Source organism: Halorubrum lipolyticum DSM 21995, from assembly GCF_000337375.1.
Lineage (GTDB): Archaea > Halobacteriota > Halobacteria > Halobacteriales > Haloferacaceae > Halorubrum > Halorubrum lipolyticum.
In genome coordinates, this window is sequence record NZ_AOJG01000003.1 from 26,111 (window position 1) to 40,340 (window position 14,230).

Sequence of the window (14,230 nt, forward strand, 5' to 3'; positions counted from 1 at the left end):
GCGTCGGAACGCTACCCGTCGAGCAGCTCCCGCACCTCGGCGCGCGTCTCGCACGCGAGCGCCCGCTCGGCGAGGTCGCGCGCGTCCGCCGAGTCGACCTCCCGGACCCGCTCTTTCACCGCCGGGACGGTCACCGCGCTCATGCTGAGCTCGTCGAGCCCGAGCCCGACGAGCAGCTCCGTGAACGCCGGGTCGCCGGCCATCTCGCCGCACATCCCGACCCACGCGTCGGTCTCCTCTGCGGCCGACGCCGTGCGGTCGATCGCGCGTAACACCGCCGGGTGGAGCGGGTCGTGGTACGCGGCGACGCCGTCGTTCTCGCGGTCGGCCGCCATCACGTACTGGGCGAGGTCGTTCGTCCCGATACTCAGGAAGTCGAGCCGGTCTGCGAGCCGGTCCGCGAGGAAGACCGCGGCCGGCGTCTCGACCATCGCGCCCAGTTCCGGGACCGCGTGGTCGACGCCCTCCGCGTCGAGGTCGGCGGCGACCGACTCGACCGCCGAGACCGCGGCCTCGACCTCCTCGATCTGCGAGACGAGCGGGAACATCACCGCGAGCCCCTCGCCGTCCGCGTCGTCAGCGTCGTCTGCGCCGTCCGCGTCGCCATCGCTCGCGGCCGCGCGCAGCAGCGCCCGCAGTTGCGTCTCGAACAGGTCGCAGTGCTCGTCGAGCGAGAGCCGGATCCCCCGTCGGCCGAGAAACGGGTTCGCCTCGTCCGGCAGGTCGAGGTACGGCACCCGCTTGTCGCCCCCCACGTCGAGCGTCCTGACGACGACCCGGTCGTCCGGGAACGCCGCCAGCGCGGCCGTCACGGCCTCGTACTGCTCGTCCTCGCTCGGCGGCGCCTCGCGGTCGAGGAAGAGGAACTCCGTCCGGAACAGCCCGATCCCGTCGGCGCCGCGCTCGGACGCGGGGCCGAGCTCCGCCTCGCTCCCGACGTTCGCGGCCACTTCGACCGGCCGGCCGTCGGCGGTCGAGACGCGCTCGGTGACCGCCGACGTCGCCTCGCCCTCGGCCGCCGCGCGCGTCTCCGCGTCGGGGTCGGCGACCACCCGCCCGCCCTCGCCGTCGACGAGGAGTTCGGTCCCGTCCTCGATGTCGCGAAGCGACTCCCCGACCCCGACGACCGCCGGGATCGACAGCGACCGCGCGATGATCGCCGCGTGCGCGGTCCGGCCGCCGGCGACGGTGGCGATCCCGGCGACCGCGTCCGGGTCCAGCTCCGCGGTGTCGCTCGGGGTGAGCCGCTCGGCCAGCAGCACGGTGCCGTCCGGGAGATCCCTCACGTCGACGAGCGAATCGACGTCGAGGAGGACGCGGAGCAGCCGGTCCCGCACGTCGCGCAGGTCGTCCGCGCGCTCGGCCATGGGACCGTCGAGCGCCTCGAACTGATCGATCGCGGCCGCGAACCGGTCGCGCACGGCGTGTTCGGCCGGCGTCCCGTCCTCGACGGCCGCCTCGATGTCGCCGACGAGCTCCGGGTCGTCGAGGAACTGCTCGTGGGCCTCGAACACCGCCGCCTCCTCCTCGCCGACGCGCTCGGCCGCCCGGTCGCGGGCGTCCCGGATCGCCTCGCGGGCCGCGTCGCGGGCGTCAGCGAACCGCGCCAGCTCGGCGTCGGGGTCGACGGCGGACGGGTCGGGTCGCTCGGGGAGCGTCAGGCCGGCTTCGGGGCGGTACCAGCGCGCCGTCCCGACGCCCGACAGCGGCGTGCTTCCGACGCCGGTGAGCGTCTTCACGGCGGAGCCTCACCGTCGCCGTCCTCTTCGACCGCGCTCGTCAGGAGGTCGCAGACCGCGTCGAGCGCGTCGGCCGCCTCCGCGCCCTCGGCAACGATCCGGACCGACTCGCCGTGGGCGACGTTCAGTCCGCTCACCGAAAGCATGCTGTCGGCGCGGACGAGCCCGTCGTCACCGTCGTCCGCGCGACCGATCGACACGTCGGCGTCGAACCGGTTCGCCGTCTGCACCAGCTTCGAGGCCGGCCGCGCGTGCAGGCCCGCCTCCGGCACCACCGTCACGGTACGTTCCATGGATCCGGATAGGCGCGGCGTGGCCTTATAAGTAGGTTCGGTGAGGCGGCCGGGCTCACTCGACGACGGCGACGACCTCTCCCTCGATCATCCGCGCGAGGACGACCCGCGGCACGTCCGCGCGCTCGCGGACGACTCGCGCGATCTCCCGCCCGACCCCCTCGTCGTCGGCGTCGTCGACGGCATTTATAAGCGGGATCGCGGTCGCGTCCGGCGGAACGTCTTTTAAACCGCCCCGCTCGTGCGCGAGCACGCGACCGACCAGTTCGGGGGTGATCTCGTCGCCGAGTTCGGCGTCGGTGATCGCGGTCACACGCTCGGGACGGTGAACCGTCTCGCCGGTCAGCGGCTCGCCGACTGCGCCGACGCTCGCCACCGGAACCACGCGGTCCGCGCTCGCCGGGAGCTGCGGCTCGCGCTCGTTCGGGGCCTTAAAAAGGCGCGTCCGCGCCCCGTCGGCCTTCACGAGGACCGGCCCGCCGTGGGCGGCGCCGATCTCGTCGACGACGGCCGGGTCGTACCCGCGGTACCGGTCGTCGCGCTCGCGCTCCGGGACCAGGCCGAGCGGGAAGGCGTCCTCGGCCGCCGCGTTCGCCGGCTCCGCGAGGGCGGCGACCGGGTCCTCGGTCACGCGGACGTCCGCGACCTCCCGGTCGAAGATCGGGATCCGGACCGTCGCGGTGAGGACCGCCCGCTCGAGCCGGTCGGCGAGCGCGTAGAGGGTGGTCTTCTTCCCGCCGGCGCCGACGAGACAGGTCGTTCCCGCGGCCGCGTCGAGGGCGTCGACCACGTCGTCCATGTCCGGAGTCGTGGTCCCCCGGGGGCGAAAAGCCGTCGGTCGGGGGTGTGGTTCGACCGAGGGTGATTACCCCGGCGTGTGGTTTAATCCCGTTCGCCCGCGAGGTGGCTCACGATGACCGTTCCCGACCGGATGCTCCGTGTCGACCTCTCGGCGGAGCGCGTGCGCAGCGAGCCGGTCCCCGCGGAGTGGCTCGCGCGCTACGTCGGCGGGAAGGGGCTCGGCGCGCGGTACCTCTACGAGATGGAGCCGGGCGTCGACCCGGCGTCGCCGGCGAACCGGCTCGCGTTCCTCGTCGGTCCCCTGACCGGCTACCTCCCCGGCGAGCCGCGCTACGCGGCGGTGACGAAGTCCCCGCTCACCGGCGCGTTCCTCGACTCCTACGGGGGCGGGTCGTTCGCGGCCCGGCTCGCCGGCTCGCTCGGCGACCACCTCGGGCTCGTGATCGAGGGCGCGGCCGACGACCCCGTCGCCCTCTCGCTCGCCGGCGGCGAGGCGACGATCGAACCCGCGGGAGACCTTCGAGGGCTCGACGCGGCCGAGACCGACGCCAGGTTCCCGGACGCCGCCGTCGCCTGCGTCGGCCCGGCGGGCGAGTCGGGAGTCCGGTACGCGACGATCGCCTCCGACGGCGGCGACCACCACGCCGGGCGGGGCGGCGCGGGCGCCGTGATGGGCGCGAAGGGGCTCAAGGCGGTCGTCGCCCGCGACCCGGCGCCGGAGGTCCCCGACGCGCTCCGGGCGCTCCGCGAGCGCGCCGAGGCGGCGTTCGCCGACAGCGACGCCGGGCGCTGGCTCGCCGCGGGCGACACCCTAGAGACCGTCGCGTTCGGCGACGAGACGGGCGTGCTCCCGACCCGGGGCTGGCAGGCCCGCCGCTTCGACGGCGCCGACGCCCTGGGGGTCGACTCCGCGAGCGAGCGCGCGACCGGTCGCGAGCGCCCTGACGACTCGGTTCCGGGCGGGTTTCGGGTGCCGACGGGCGAGGGGGAGCGCTCGGACGGCGACGCTGACGCCGACGACTCCCCGGACGCCCCCGACGCGACCGTCCCCCGCGGCGGCACCCCGATCGCGCTCGGCGCGGGGCTCGGTATCGACGACTTCGACGCGGTCGCGGCTCTCGGCGGCGTCTGCGACCGCCTCGGGATCGACGTGATCTCCGCCGGCAACGCGGTCGCGTGGGCGGTCCGCGCGAGCGACGCGGGGCTGATCGACCCCGCCGATCACGGCGTCGACCGCGGGCTCGCCTTCGGCGACGAGGCCGCCGCGCGGGCACTCATCGAGGAGATCGCGGCCCGGTCGACCCCCCTCGCCGACGCGCTCGCGGACGGCGTGGCGGCCGCCGCCGAGCGGTTCGGCGGGGCCGACCTCGTGCCGACCGTGAAGGGGATGGAGCTCGCCTCCTACGACCCGCGCGGCGCGGCGACGATGGCGCTGGCGTTCGCGACCGGCGACCGCGGCGGCTGCCACCGGCGCGCGCGACCGGTCGAGACCGAGGCGGTGACCGACCCGGGGTGGGGCCCCGCCGAGCGCGCTGCCGTCGTCGCCGACGAGCAGGACCGGCGGGCCGCGCTGTGGTGTCTCGTCGGCGACGACTTCCTCGCCGAGAGCTTCGGGCCGGCGGCGGCCGCCGAGTGGCTCGCCGCGCTCGGCGACGAGCGCGACCCGGACGACCTCCGGCTCCTCGGCGAGCGGGTGTGGACGCTCACGCGCCTGTTCAACCTCCGAGAGGGGTTCGACCGCGGCGACGACGGGCTCCCGGACGCGCTGACGCGCGGGACCGACGGGGCGGGAGAAACGGATGACGCGCCCGACGACGGCCTCGACCCCCGCGCCTTCGAGGACCTCCTCGACCGGTACTACGCGCACCGCGGCTGGGACCGCGAGGGGCGACCCGCGACCGCCCTGCTCGACCGGCTCGGGCTCGCGGACCTCCCCGACGCGGCGACGCCGGTCGGGTCGGCGGAAACGGTGCCGGACTTCGGCGCCGCTGACGGCGGCGGCGACTGAACGACGAAAAGCGGACGGCGGCTGACCATTAAAAAAAAAACGGTCGCCGACCTACGGCGCCGCCTGCTTCGTCGAGATCAGCTCGATCACGTCGCGGTGGTCGAGCTCGTGGTCGGTCCCCACCTGTCGCCCGCTCCGGCAGTCGGTGCCGTGGAGGAGCCCCTCGCCGATGTCCGAGTGGATGTGGAACGCGAAGTCCTCAGTCGTCGACCCCTCGGGGAGGATGAAGCAGTCGCGGAAGACGCCCTTCTCGTCTTTGCTCCCGTTGGCGGAGCCGGGGAAGACGGCGATACAGCCGAGCACGTCGAAGACGGCCTCCTCGAGCGCGCCCTGTACGCCGGTGCCGTCGTACTCGGCGACGAACTCGCCGATCTGCGCTAAGCCCGCCTCCTGCTCGCCGGAGACGTCGCCGACGATTTCGAAATCGCACTCGCCCGGCGTGTAGTCGACGACGCCGGCCTCGTTCGCGTTTTTAAGCGCTTTTTCGGCGTGGGCGCTCGCGGGGACGAAAGAGAGGTGGTCGTAGTCGGGGTCGGCGGTGATCTCCTCCCAGTTCGCCTGCGCCTCGGGGGTGTCCATCTTGTTGGCGGCGACGACCATCGGCTTCGTGCGCTTGCGGATCTCCCGGGCGAGCTCGGTTCTGTCCGTCTCGTCCCACGTCTCGGGGTCGAGTTCGAGCCCCTCGGCGAGGATCACCCGCTTCATCCGGTCCTTGTCGATGCCGAACGCGGACATCTGGTCGGCGAGCTCCGCCTCGATGGCGGCGTCGGCGCCGTGATAGCGCGTCTCGAACTTCTCGAGGCCCTTCTCCAACACGTCGAGGTACCACGCGTCGAGCTCCTCCTCTAGGAAGTCGATGTCCTCGCGGGGGTCGTGGCCCTCGGTCGTCTCGCCCTCGATGTCGGTCTTGCCGGAGAAGTCGACGACGTGGATCAACACGTCGGTCTCGTTGAGGTCGGTGAGGAACTGGTTCCCGAGGCCGCGTCCCTCGTGGGCGCCGGGGACGAGGCCGGCGACGTCGACGAGTTTGACGGGAACGAAGCGGGTGCCCTCGCGGCAGACGCCGACGCTCGGCGTGCAGGTCTCGTCGAACTCGGGGGCGGCGCAGTCGACGCGGACGTACGCCTCGCCGACGGTCGGGTCGATCGTGGTGAACGGGTACGCGCCCTCGGGCACGTCGTTCATGGTCGCGGCGTTGAAAAACGTCGACTTCCCCACGGAGGGCTTGCCGACGAGGCCGATCCGGTAACTCATTACCACCAGTGCGCGATCCACGGTAAAAAGCGATGCGAGACGCGCCGTGGCGTGCGTACGGGTGACGCGGGGGCCGACGCGGCCCGCGACCGGACCCGAGTCAGGCGTCGCCGTCGGACTGCCCCGGCTCCCCGAGCGCCTCGATCGGGAGCACGTTCTGAAGCGCGGCGAAGGCGTCCTCGGGGCTCTCGAACCGCTTCTGGTCGATGTCGGCGACGAGGTCGCCGAGGTCGGCGTCGCCGTCGGCGAACAGCACGGTCGTGCCGGCGCAGGACTCGACGAGGTCCTCGCGGGCGGCCGGGTAGGAGTGGCCGCGGAACTCGTCTTCGACGCGCGAAAGGTGAACTTCGGATGTCATGAGTGTGTATCGGCGCGAAGGGGCTTAAACGCGCGCTTCGTCGAGGTTTCGCGTCCGCCGTCCGCCGAGAACCGGCAAAACGCGCAAAGAGTTATGTGCCGGCGGGGGCGTGTTGCATGTGAACGTATGACTCTATACGATCGGATCCTCGTCCCGACCGACGGCTCCGCCGAGGGGAGGCGGGCGGTCGCGCACGCCCTCGACCTCGCCTCGGTCCACGGCGCTGCGGTCCACGGGCTGTACGTGGTCGACACGGCGAGCTACGCGGGGATGCCGATGGAGAGCTCGTGGGACGGGGTCGGCGACCTCCTGCGAGAGGACGCGAAGAAGGCGGCCGAGGAGGTCGAGTCCCTCGCGGCCGCCACCGACCTCGACGTCGAGACCGCGGTCGCGGAGGGCTCGCCGAGCAAGGAGATCATCCGGTACGCCGAGGGCAACGGCTGCGACCTGATCGTGATGGGCACGCACGGCCGCGGCGGGATCGACCGCCTCCTCCTCGGGAGCGTCGCCGAGAAGGTGGTCCGCGGGTCGAGCGTCCCCGTGCTGACGGTGCGGCTGGACGGCGAGATACCGGAGGGAACGCCCGACGGGAGCTCGGTCGAGAGTGAGAGTCCGGTCGAAAGCGACTCGCCGGCCGAAAGCGACTCGCCGGCTGACGGAGACCCGGAAGCGACCGGACGGAGCTAGTCGGGAGCCGTCGGTTTCGCGGTCCCCTGCGGTCCGATCCGCACGCCGATCAGCCGTCGGCGTCGCGCAGGTGCTCGCAGTCGCCGGCGTGGACCCGTCTGACTCCTTCGTCCGTCTCGATCACGAGCGCGCCCGGCGGCTCCACGTCGACCGCGGTGCCCGTCACCGGGCCGTTCGGGGTGTCGACGCGAACCCGACGGCCGAGGGTGCTCGCGCGCTCGCGCCACGCCGGCAGGATCCGGTCCATCCGGTCGGCGGTCCCCGCCAGCGCCGCGAAGCGCTCGATGAGGGTCGCTGCGAACCGACGCCTGTCGACGGGCTCGCCGAGCTCCTCGCACAGGGAGGTCGCGCCCGCCGGGAGCGCCTCGGCGTCGACGTTGGCGTTGACGCCGATCCCCGGGACGATCCACGAGATCCGGTCGGCCTCGCCCTCCATCTCCGTGAGGATCCCCGCGACCTTGCGGCCGCCGCGACCGCCCGGGTCGGCGTCGCCGTCGCCCTCGCCGTCGTCTCCGCTCTCCGACTCCCCCACGAGCACGTCGTTCGGCCACTTGATGTGGGCGTCGACGCCCGCCTCTCGACAGGCGTCGGCCGTCGCGACCGCGGCGGCGAGGGTGAAGAGCGGGGCGCGGGCCGGCGGCGCGTCGGGCCGGACCGCGAGCGAGAGCCAGACGCCGCCGCTCGGCGCGACCCACTCGCGGTCGAGTCGCCCCCGGCTGCCCGTCTGCTCGTCGGCGACGACCGCGACGCCGTCGGCCCCGTCGCTCGCCAGTTCGCGGGCCCGCTCGTTCGTCGACGCGATCCGGTCGTGGTACTCGACCGCGTAGGGCGCGTCGAGCCCGAACTCGATCCCGGCCGCGCAGTAGGCGGGATCGGCGGGGGCGACGTACCCCTCCGAGGTCGACTCGACGGCGAACCCCTCCTCGCGGAGCGACTCGACCGCCTTCCAGACCGCCGCCCGCGACACGCCGAGGTCGTCGGCGAGCGCGGGACCGGAGACGGGACCGTCGCCGAGGGCGTCGAGCAGCGCGCGACGCGTGTCCATGTCGACGGGGTCGGCGCGAGCGTGCAAAGCCGTTCCGGGTCCCGGTTCCCGCCCGACTCGGAGCCCCGGTTCCCGCCCGACTCGGAGCCCCGGTTCCCGCCCGACTCCGGACCCCGGCTCTCGCCCGACCGGTCGGACCGAGCACAGGCCTATCCGTGTGGAGCGCGAATTCCGGCCGAATGACCGGTTCCGGCCCCGAAACCGTTCCCCTGACCGTCCTCGACGGCGACGACCGGACCGAGCTCGCCGTCGAACCCGGACGGAACCTGCGCCGGGCCCTCCTGGAGGCGGGGCTGTCGCCGTACGCCGCCGCGACGCGCCGGCTCAACTGCGGCGGTCGGGGGCTCTGTGCCACCTGCGGCGTCCGGATCCGCGAGGGACCCGCGCCCGAGCACTGGCACGACCGACTGGCGGACCGGTTCGGCTACCCGCGCCTCTCCTGTCAGGTGACCGTCGACGGTCCGATGACCGTCGAGCTGGTCGACAAGCTGGTGTGGGGCTCGCGGGCGCGACCCGAGAGCGAGGAGTGAGCGCGCCTCCGGCTCGGCGGTCGGAGCCGTCCGGATCCGGACCGGAGACACCGGGTTTCCGGTGAAACGGCGAGCGTTACCGAGTCGCACGCTGTCGGCGGCGGACTCGACGAGGGGGAAGGAAACGCAGAGAGGTCCGAGACGGTCTCGCCACAAGACACAAGACCTCACGGGCGAATTCTCGGGTATGCAACCCTCCAAGGAGCGTGAGGCGTCCGACGGCGACCCGATGGACGACCTCGACGACCTCCTCGACGACGACCTCGCGGGCGGCGAGGGGGAGCCCGACGCCGAGACGGGCGGCGCCGCGACCCCCGAACCGAGCGCGGGGAGTTCCCGGGCCGGGGAGGCCGGCAGAATCGGCGTCTCCGGCCGGTGGTTCTCGGCGAAGGCCTTCGCGCTCGCGCTCGTCACGGTCGCCGTCGGGGTGTTCGTCGGCGGTCTGATCCCGCTCATCGGCGGAACGATCGGGACGGCGGGCGGCGTGTTCCTCGCCGCGTTCCTGCTCGGCCTCGTCGTCTCGACTCGTCGGTACGTCGAGACGGGGATCGCCGGGGCCGCGGCGGGCGCGACGAGCGCGGTGACGAGCGTCCTCGGCGTCGGCTTCCTCCCGATCGGGATCGACTACCTCTCGCAGTGGGGGCTGCCGCTCGTCGCGGTCGGCGGCGGCGCGGGGCTCGCGTTAGCGCTGCTCGGTCACTACTTCGGACGGGACCTCCGGGCGGGGCTGACCGAGGACATCGGCGGGTAAGGCGAAGCAGGCGAAGCAGGCGAAGCAGGCGGAACGAAACGGTCGGTGGTCAGCGCGTCCGCAGCACGTCTTCGACGCCGACGTAGGCGGCGATCTCGTGGCGTTCGAGCACGAGGAAGCCGGCGAGGATCGCGACGAAGCCGAGGAGCGCCTCCGCCTCGATCAGGCTGCCGAGCAGGACCCAGCTCCCGACCGCGGCGACGACCGGTTCCGCGTAGCCGACGAGGTGGAGCTGCGTCGGTCCGACCTCGTCGAGCAGCGCGAAGTAGATCAGGAACGCGACGACCCCCGACAGCAGCGTGAGGTACGAGAGCGACGCGATCGAGGTGGCGTTCCAGACGATCGCCGCGGGCGACTCGCCGAGCAGGGCGGCCCCGACGAACAGCATCCCGGCGCCGGAGACCATCGCCCACCCCTGCAGCGCGGCGATCGGGAGGTCGGTGCGGAGCGGGCGGAGCAGGACGGCACCCAGCGAGAAGGCGACCGCGCCGGCGAACGCGAGCGCGACGCCGAGGAGCGCGGAGCTGCCGAGCCCCGCCTCCATCGGGTCGGCGATCACGATCACGCCGAGGATCCCGAGCGCGAACCCGCCGATCTCGTAGGGGCCGAGCCGCTCGTTCGGGAGGAGCAGCGCCGCGAGCGTGGCCGTCAACACCGGGGAGAGGCTCACGATCACCGCGGCGACCGCCCCGGTGATGTGGATCTCGGCGACGTACAGCAGCCCGTGGTACGCCGCGATCACGAAGGCGCCGGCGACGGCGACGCCGAGCCACTCGTCGCGACCGCGGGGGACCGCTCTCCCGGCCGCGACCACGGCGAAGGCCAACACGACCGCGCCGGCGACGGCGTAGCGCACGCCGGCGAACAGGAGCGGCGGGAAGTAGTGCAGCCCGGCCTCGATGGCGACGAAGGAGGTGCCCCACAGCGTCGCGAGGAGGACGAACGCGGCGACGATCGATTCGGGAGTGGAAATGAGGTTCCGCAGATTCATTGGCTATCTGTTCGAAATTGACTGAGATAGTTAAACTATTCTCTCGGATCGGCCGATATCTGGAATGAACAATCACGCATACGAATATGATCCGATTTCGTCTCGAAAGGAGCGCCAATGTTGTACTTGACTTCAACTATATCGGTCGTAATATATAACAGACAATCACGCAAACGGGAGGTATGGACGAGCGCGACGTGCGGCTGTTGAAGGCGATCTCGGACCTCGGCACCGGGAGTCCCGAGCGGCTCCACGAGGAGACCAACATTCCGGTGTCGACGATCCACTACCGGCTGAACAACCTCCGGGAGGACGGCGTGATCGAGAACGACCTGTACGACCTCGACCACGAGGCGCTCGGGCTCGGCGTCACCGTCATCGTCGAGGTGCTCGCGGACTACGAGGGGCCCTACGAGGAGTTCGCGGACGCGCTGCTCGCGGTCGAGGGCGTGACGGAGGCGTTCTTCACGATGGGCGAGACCGACTTCGTCGTTCTCGCGCGGCTCTCGTCGTCGGACACGGTCGAGCGCCTCATCAGCGACTTCGAGGCGATCCCGCAGGTCGAGCGCACGAACTCGACGTTCACGATCGCCACCCTCCGAGACGAGCCGCGCGCGCCGGCGACGTACGACCTCGACACGCTGATCGAGGAGCTGACGGACTGAGGAACAGCGGTCTCGCCGGGGTAACGGCGGCATTTTTAAGCAGAAATGGAGTTGCGACGATCACTAATAAACAAATGTGCGGTGCGGTGGCGCGTGCCACCGAGCGCCCGAAGGGCGCGAGGTGCACGCGCGAGGGACGCCGCGAACGCCCGGAGGGCGTGAGCGGCGAGGCTGGGGAGGCGTGAGGTGCGGTGCTGTGCGGTCGCGGGGGTGGGGCTCAAAGGGGCAGCCGTGAGGACGAAGCACGACGACGCAAGCACTGGAAGGAACGAACGAAGTGAGCGACTGAAGCGCACAGCGAGTCGCGCGAGTCCTCACGGCTGGGGCTTTGGAGATGTTCACCGCTAGAGCGCTGTCAGGTACTTATGAGCGAACGGCTGGAGACTGAGAACGATTCACCACGACTCCAGCAGCGATCGCTTATAAACAAACCACAGAAACGCGCAATACGTCCGACCCAACCTCAGCAATCACTTATAAACAACCCCATCACACCGCAACGTCTACGACCGCTTGCCGATCTCCTCGCGGAGCACGTCGGAGACGACCTCGCCGTCGGCCTTCCCGCGGAGCGCGCCCATCGCCTCGCCCATCAGCCCGGAGAACGCGCCCATCCCCTCGGCCTCGATCTGGTCTGCGTTGCGCTCGACGACTTCGACCACCGCCTCCCGGACCTCCTCTTCGCTCACGCCCGACAGCCCGGCCTCCTCGACGGCCTCGGCCGCCGACAGCTCGGGACGCTCGGCGAGCGTCGTCAGCACCTCCGGAACGCCCTCCTTCGCGAGGTCGCCGTCCTCGACGAGGTCGAAGAGCGCGAGGAAGTGGTCGTCGGTGAGATTCCCGACGGGCGCCCCCTCCCGGCGGATCTCCGTCGTCGTCGACTCCAGCGTCGACGCGGCGAAGGTCGGGTCGACGCCGCGGTCGACCGCGGTCTCGAACAGGGGGAACCGCTGGCCGAACGCGACCTGCTCGGCGAGGCCGGCGTCGAGCCCGAACTGCTCGGTGTACCGCTCGGCCTTCTCGTCGAGGAGCTCCGGCCGCTCCACGTCGGAGGGGTCGGGCTCGACCGGCGGCACGTCCGTCTCGGGGTACATCCGCGCGGCGCCCGGCAGGGGTCGGAGGTAGCGCGTCGTCCCGTCGTCGTTCGCGCCGCGGGTCTCCTCGGGGACGCCCTCGATGGCCGTCTCCGCGCGCTCGGCGGCCGCCTCGATCGCGAGGTCCGCCGTCTCGGGGTCGGCGGCGACGATGGCGACCGCGTCCCCCTCGCCCGCGCCGACCGCGTCGCGGAGGGCGTCGACCTCCTCGTCCGTGACACCGTAGGCCGGGAGCTCGTCGGTGTGGAAGATGCCGCCCGCGCCGTGGCGCTTCGCGTGGTCCGAGAGCTCGGTGCCGAGCCGGCGGTCCGGCTGGATCTCGCGCCCGACGAGGCCGTCGAAGCCGAAGAGGGGGACCGCGGTGACCTTCCCGCCCGCGTCGAGCGCGCCGCGGATGACCCCCGACTCGGTGTCGGCGAAGGTGTCGGTCACGTCCGAGACGTCGCCCACCCTCGCGTCGCGCTCGCGGAGCTCCTCGCGGACGTCGAGCAGCTCGGCCTGCCGGCCGACCTCGCCGCGGACGATGTCCTCGATCCCCTGGAGGTCCTGCACGCCCTTCACCTCGACGCGGGCGCCGTCGGCGATGGAGACGTTCACGTCCTGTCGGATCGTCCCGAGCCCGCGCTTGACCGCGCCGGTCGAGCGGAGCAGCATCCCGATGCGCGCGGCGGCCTCGCGGGCGCCCTCGGGGCTCCGGATGTCCGGGCCCGTCCCGATCTCGACGAGGGGGACGCCGAGCCGGTCGAGCGAGTAGACGACGCCGTCGTCGGTCTCCTCGACGCGCTTGGCCGACTCCTCTTCGAGCATGAGGTCCGCGACCGACACCGTCCCCTCGCTCGTCTCGATCTCGCCCGCCTGGCCGAGCAGGATCGAGCGCTGGAACCCGGAGGTGTTCGAGCCGTCGATGACGAGTTTGCGCATGACGTGGGCCTGGTCGACGACCGAGATGTCGAGCAGGTCGGCGATCTGCAGGGCCACGGCGAGCGCCTCGTCGTCGACGCGGCGGGGCGGCTCGTCGTCCTCCTCGACGAGGCAGGTGGTGTCGTACGCGAGGTAGGTGAACTCGCGGTCGACGCGGCTCTCCTCCACGGCGGCGTCGTCGAGTTCGCCGAGTTCGCTCTTCGTCGGGTGGAGCCGGCGGGCGATCGACCGCTCGGACTCCTCGGGGTCGCGTTCGACGGTCGGGGAGTCGCAGAACAGCTTCGTCGCCGTGTCGAGCTGCTGGTGGATCTCCAGCCCGGCGACGAGCCCCAGCTCCTCGTAGTCATACTCGGGGGTCGCGTCCGTACTCATTACGCCTCACTTCGACGGCGCGCGACTAAAAGGGTGGCAGTTCGCGCGAGCGATGCGGAACTGGAACCGGCGACGTGGGTTATAAAGTACAGCTGCGGTGGCGCGCGCCTCCGAGCGGTCGCTGGAAGCGACCGCGAGGAGCGCGTGCGAGGGAGTCGGTCGCCCTCCGCTTCGCTCCGGGCGACCGACGAGGCTGGGGAGGCGTGAGGTGCGGTGCTGCGCGGGGTGGGACTCAAAGGGGCAGTCGCGAGGGCAGCGCAGGCGACGTAAGCACTGGAAGGAGCGAACGAAGTGAGCGACTGAAGCGCGCAGCGAGCGTGCGCTGCCCTCGCGACTGAGGCTTTGGAGGTGGCCTCCACCGATCCGTGATCACCGATTTATAAACGAGCAGCTGAGGCTTTGGAGGTGTTCACGACCACAGCGTTCCGATCGTAGTCATCACTCAGCGCGTAGCGTTCGAAAGGAATTATGCGTGGGTGCTGTCGTAGAGACAACACCGTGCATCGTGGCGGGTGTGCCGCCGAGCGATGCGTGGGACCGGATTTGAACCGGCGGACCTCTACAGGACAGCGCCCTCAACGCTGCGCCGTTGGCCTGGCTTGGCTACCCACGCTCGCGGTGTTCTGTCGCGTCTCCACGTACCCTTCCCCCAATTAAAAGCCCTTCCATTCGGCGGGACCGTGTCGGAGAGTGGCACCGATCGAGGGGACGCACGCGACGA

General features: G+C 71.8%; 13 protein-coding genes and 1 tRNA gene. 5 read left to right on the top strand and 9 right to left on the bottom strand.

Annotation, left to right across the window (positions count from 1 at the left end; all coding sequences use genetic code 11):
• Positions 1-11: 11 nt before the first annotated feature.
• From ptsP to yqeC, 3 genes are read right to left on the bottom strand one after another with little or no spacing between them, the layout of a single operon-like run.
• Positions 12-1,739, bottom strand: a complete 1,728-nt coding sequence (gene ptsP / locus C469_RS01215; RefSeq protein WP_008003099.1) for a phosphoenolpyruvate--protein phosphotransferase — start codon at positions 1,737-1,739, stop codon at positions 12-14.
• Entirely contained in the window at positions 1,736-2,032 is a 297-nt protein-coding gene (locus C469_RS01220) for an HPr family phosphocarrier protein (RefSeq protein ID WP_008003101.1), read from the bottom strand. Before C469_RS01220 ends, ptsP begins: the two co-directional genes overlap by 4 nt.
• A gap of 55 nt (positions 2,033-2,087) precedes the next feature.
• Entirely contained in the window at positions 2,088-2,831 is a 744-nt protein-coding gene (gene yqeC, locus C469_RS01225) for a selenium cofactor biosynthesis protein YqeC (protein WP_008003103.1), read from the bottom strand.
• Positions 2,832-2,945: 114 nt separating this feature from the next.
• On the opposite strand from yqeC, the gene C469_RS01230 reads away from it, so the two are divergent.
• A complete protein-coding gene (locus C469_RS01230) occupies positions 2,946-4,841 on the top strand; it encodes an aldehyde ferredoxin oxidoreductase family protein (protein ID WP_008003105.1) in 1,896 nt (631 codons plus the stop codon).
• Positions 4,842-4,892: 51 nt separating this feature from the next.
• On the opposite strand, the gene C469_RS01235 is transcribed toward C469_RS01230, so the two are convergent.
• Both C469_RS01235 and C469_RS01240 read right to left on the bottom strand, forming a co-directional pair.
• Positions 4,893-6,095, bottom strand: a complete 1,203-nt coding sequence (locus tag C469_RS01235; RefSeq protein WP_008003106.1) for a redox-regulated ATPase YchF — start codon at positions 6,093-6,095, stop codon at positions 4,893-4,895.
• A 100-nt stretch (positions 6,096-6,195) separates the two neighbouring features.
• Positions 6,196-6,453, bottom strand: coding sequence for a DUF5789 family protein (locus tag C469_RS01240; protein ID WP_008003107.1), 258 nt, complete (start codon positions 6,451-6,453; stop codon positions 6,196-6,198).
• Positions 6,454-6,579: 126 nt separating this feature from the next.
• Between C469_RS01240 and C469_RS01245 the strand changes: the two genes are divergently transcribed.
• Positions 6,580-7,140: a universal stress protein gene (locus C469_RS01245; protein WP_008003108.1), complete on the top strand. Its 561-nt coding sequence runs from the start codon at positions 6,580-6,582 to the stop codon at positions 7,138-7,140.
• A 49-nt stretch (positions 7,141-7,189) separates the two neighbouring features.
• Here C469_RS01245 and C469_RS01250 read toward each other — a convergent pair whose 3' ends face one another.
• Positions 7,190-8,185, bottom strand: coding sequence for a biotin--[acetyl-CoA-carboxylase] ligase (locus tag C469_RS01250; protein WP_008003109.1), 996 nt, complete (start codon positions 8,183-8,185; stop codon positions 7,190-7,192).
• Between the two features lie 179 nt (positions 8,186-8,364).
• On the opposite strand from C469_RS01250, the gene C469_RS01255 reads away from it, so the two are divergent.
• Together C469_RS01255 and C469_RS01260 are read left to right on the top strand one after the other, a co-directional pair.
• Complete coding sequence (locus tag C469_RS01255) at positions 8,365-8,715, top strand: 2Fe-2S iron-sulfur cluster-binding protein (protein ID WP_008003110.1); 351 nt, start codon at positions 8,365-8,367, stop codon at positions 8,713-8,715.
• A 187-nt stretch (positions 8,716-8,902) separates the two neighbouring features.
• Positions 8,903-9,466, top strand: a complete 564-nt coding sequence (locus C469_RS01260) for a hypothetical protein (RefSeq protein ID WP_008003111.1) — start codon at positions 8,903-8,905, stop codon at positions 9,464-9,466.
• A 49-nt stretch (positions 9,467-9,515) separates the two neighbouring features.
• Here the strand turns inward: C469_RS01260 and C469_RS01265 are convergent, their stop codons facing one another.
• Positions 9,516-10,457, bottom strand: a complete 942-nt coding sequence (locus tag C469_RS01265; RefSeq protein WP_008003112.1) for a DMT family transporter — start codon at positions 10,455-10,457, stop codon at positions 9,516-9,518.
• 182 nt (positions 10,458-10,639) lie between these two features.
• On the opposite strand from C469_RS01265, the gene C469_RS01270 reads away from it, so the two are divergent.
• Entirely contained in the window at positions 10,640-11,122 is a 483-nt protein-coding gene (locus C469_RS01270) for an Lrp/AsnC family transcriptional regulator (protein WP_008003113.1), read from the top strand.
• 503 nt (positions 11,123-11,625) lie between these two features.
• On the opposite strand, the gene gatE is transcribed toward C469_RS01270, so the two are convergent.
• Positions 11,626-13,509, bottom strand: a complete 1,884-nt coding sequence (gene gatE / locus C469_RS01275; protein ID WP_008003114.1) for a Glu-tRNA(Gln) amidotransferase subunit GatE — start codon at positions 13,507-13,509, stop codon at positions 11,626-11,628.
• Between the two features lie 528 nt (positions 13,510-14,037).
• A tRNA-Leu gene (locus tag C469_RS01280) sits at positions 14,038-14,122 on the bottom strand.
• Positions 14,123-14,230: the final 108 nt, after the last annotated feature.

Bases quoted from the DNA above. Each gene is read 5' to 3' on its own strand.
- C469_RS01220 (WP_008003101.1), bottom strand. From the start codon at position 2,032: ATGGAACGTACCGTGACGGTGGTGCCGGAGGCGGGCCTGCACGCGCGG.
- C469_RS01270 (WP_008003113.1), top strand. From the start codon at position 10,640: ATGGACGAGCGCGACGTGCGGCTGTTGAAGGCGATCTCGGACCTCGGC.
- C469_RS01250 (WP_008003109.1), bottom strand. From the start codon at position 8,185: ATGGACACGCGTCGCGCGCTGCTCGACGCCCTCGGCGACGGTCCCGTC.
- C469_RS01240 (WP_008003107.1), bottom strand. From the start codon at position 6,453: ATGACATCCGAAGTTCACCTTTCGCGCGTCGAAGACGAGTTCCGCGGC.
- C469_RS01235 (WP_008003106.1), bottom strand. From the start codon at position 6,095: ATGAGTTACCGGATCGGCCTCGTCGGCAAGCCCTCCGTGGGGAAGTCG.
- C469_RS01255 (WP_008003110.1), top strand. From the start codon at position 8,365: ATGACCGGTTCCGGCCCCGAAACCGTTCCCCTGACCGTCCTCGACGGC.
- C469_RS01245 (WP_008003108.1), top strand. From the start codon at position 6,580: ATGACTCTATACGATCGGATCCTCGTCCCGACCGACGGCTCCGCCGAG.
- C469_RS01260 (WP_008003111.1), top strand. From the start codon at position 8,903: ATGCAACCCTCCAAGGAGCGTGAGGCGTCCGACGGCGACCCGATGGAC.
- C469_RS01265 (WP_008003112.1), bottom strand. From the start codon at position 10,457: ATGAATCTGCGGAACCTCATTTCCACTCCCGAATCGATCGTCGCCGCG.
- C469_RS01230 (WP_008003105.1), top strand. From the start codon at position 2,946: ATGACCGTTCCCGACCGGATGCTCCGTGTCGACCTCTCGGCGGAGCGC.
- gatE (WP_008003114.1), bottom strand. From the start codon at position 13,509: ATGAGTACGGACGCGACCCCCGAGTATGACTACGAGGAGCTGGGGCTC.
- yqeC (WP_008003103.1), bottom strand. From the start codon at position 2,831: ATGGACGACGTGGTCGACGCCCTCGACGCGGCCGCGGGAACGACCTGT.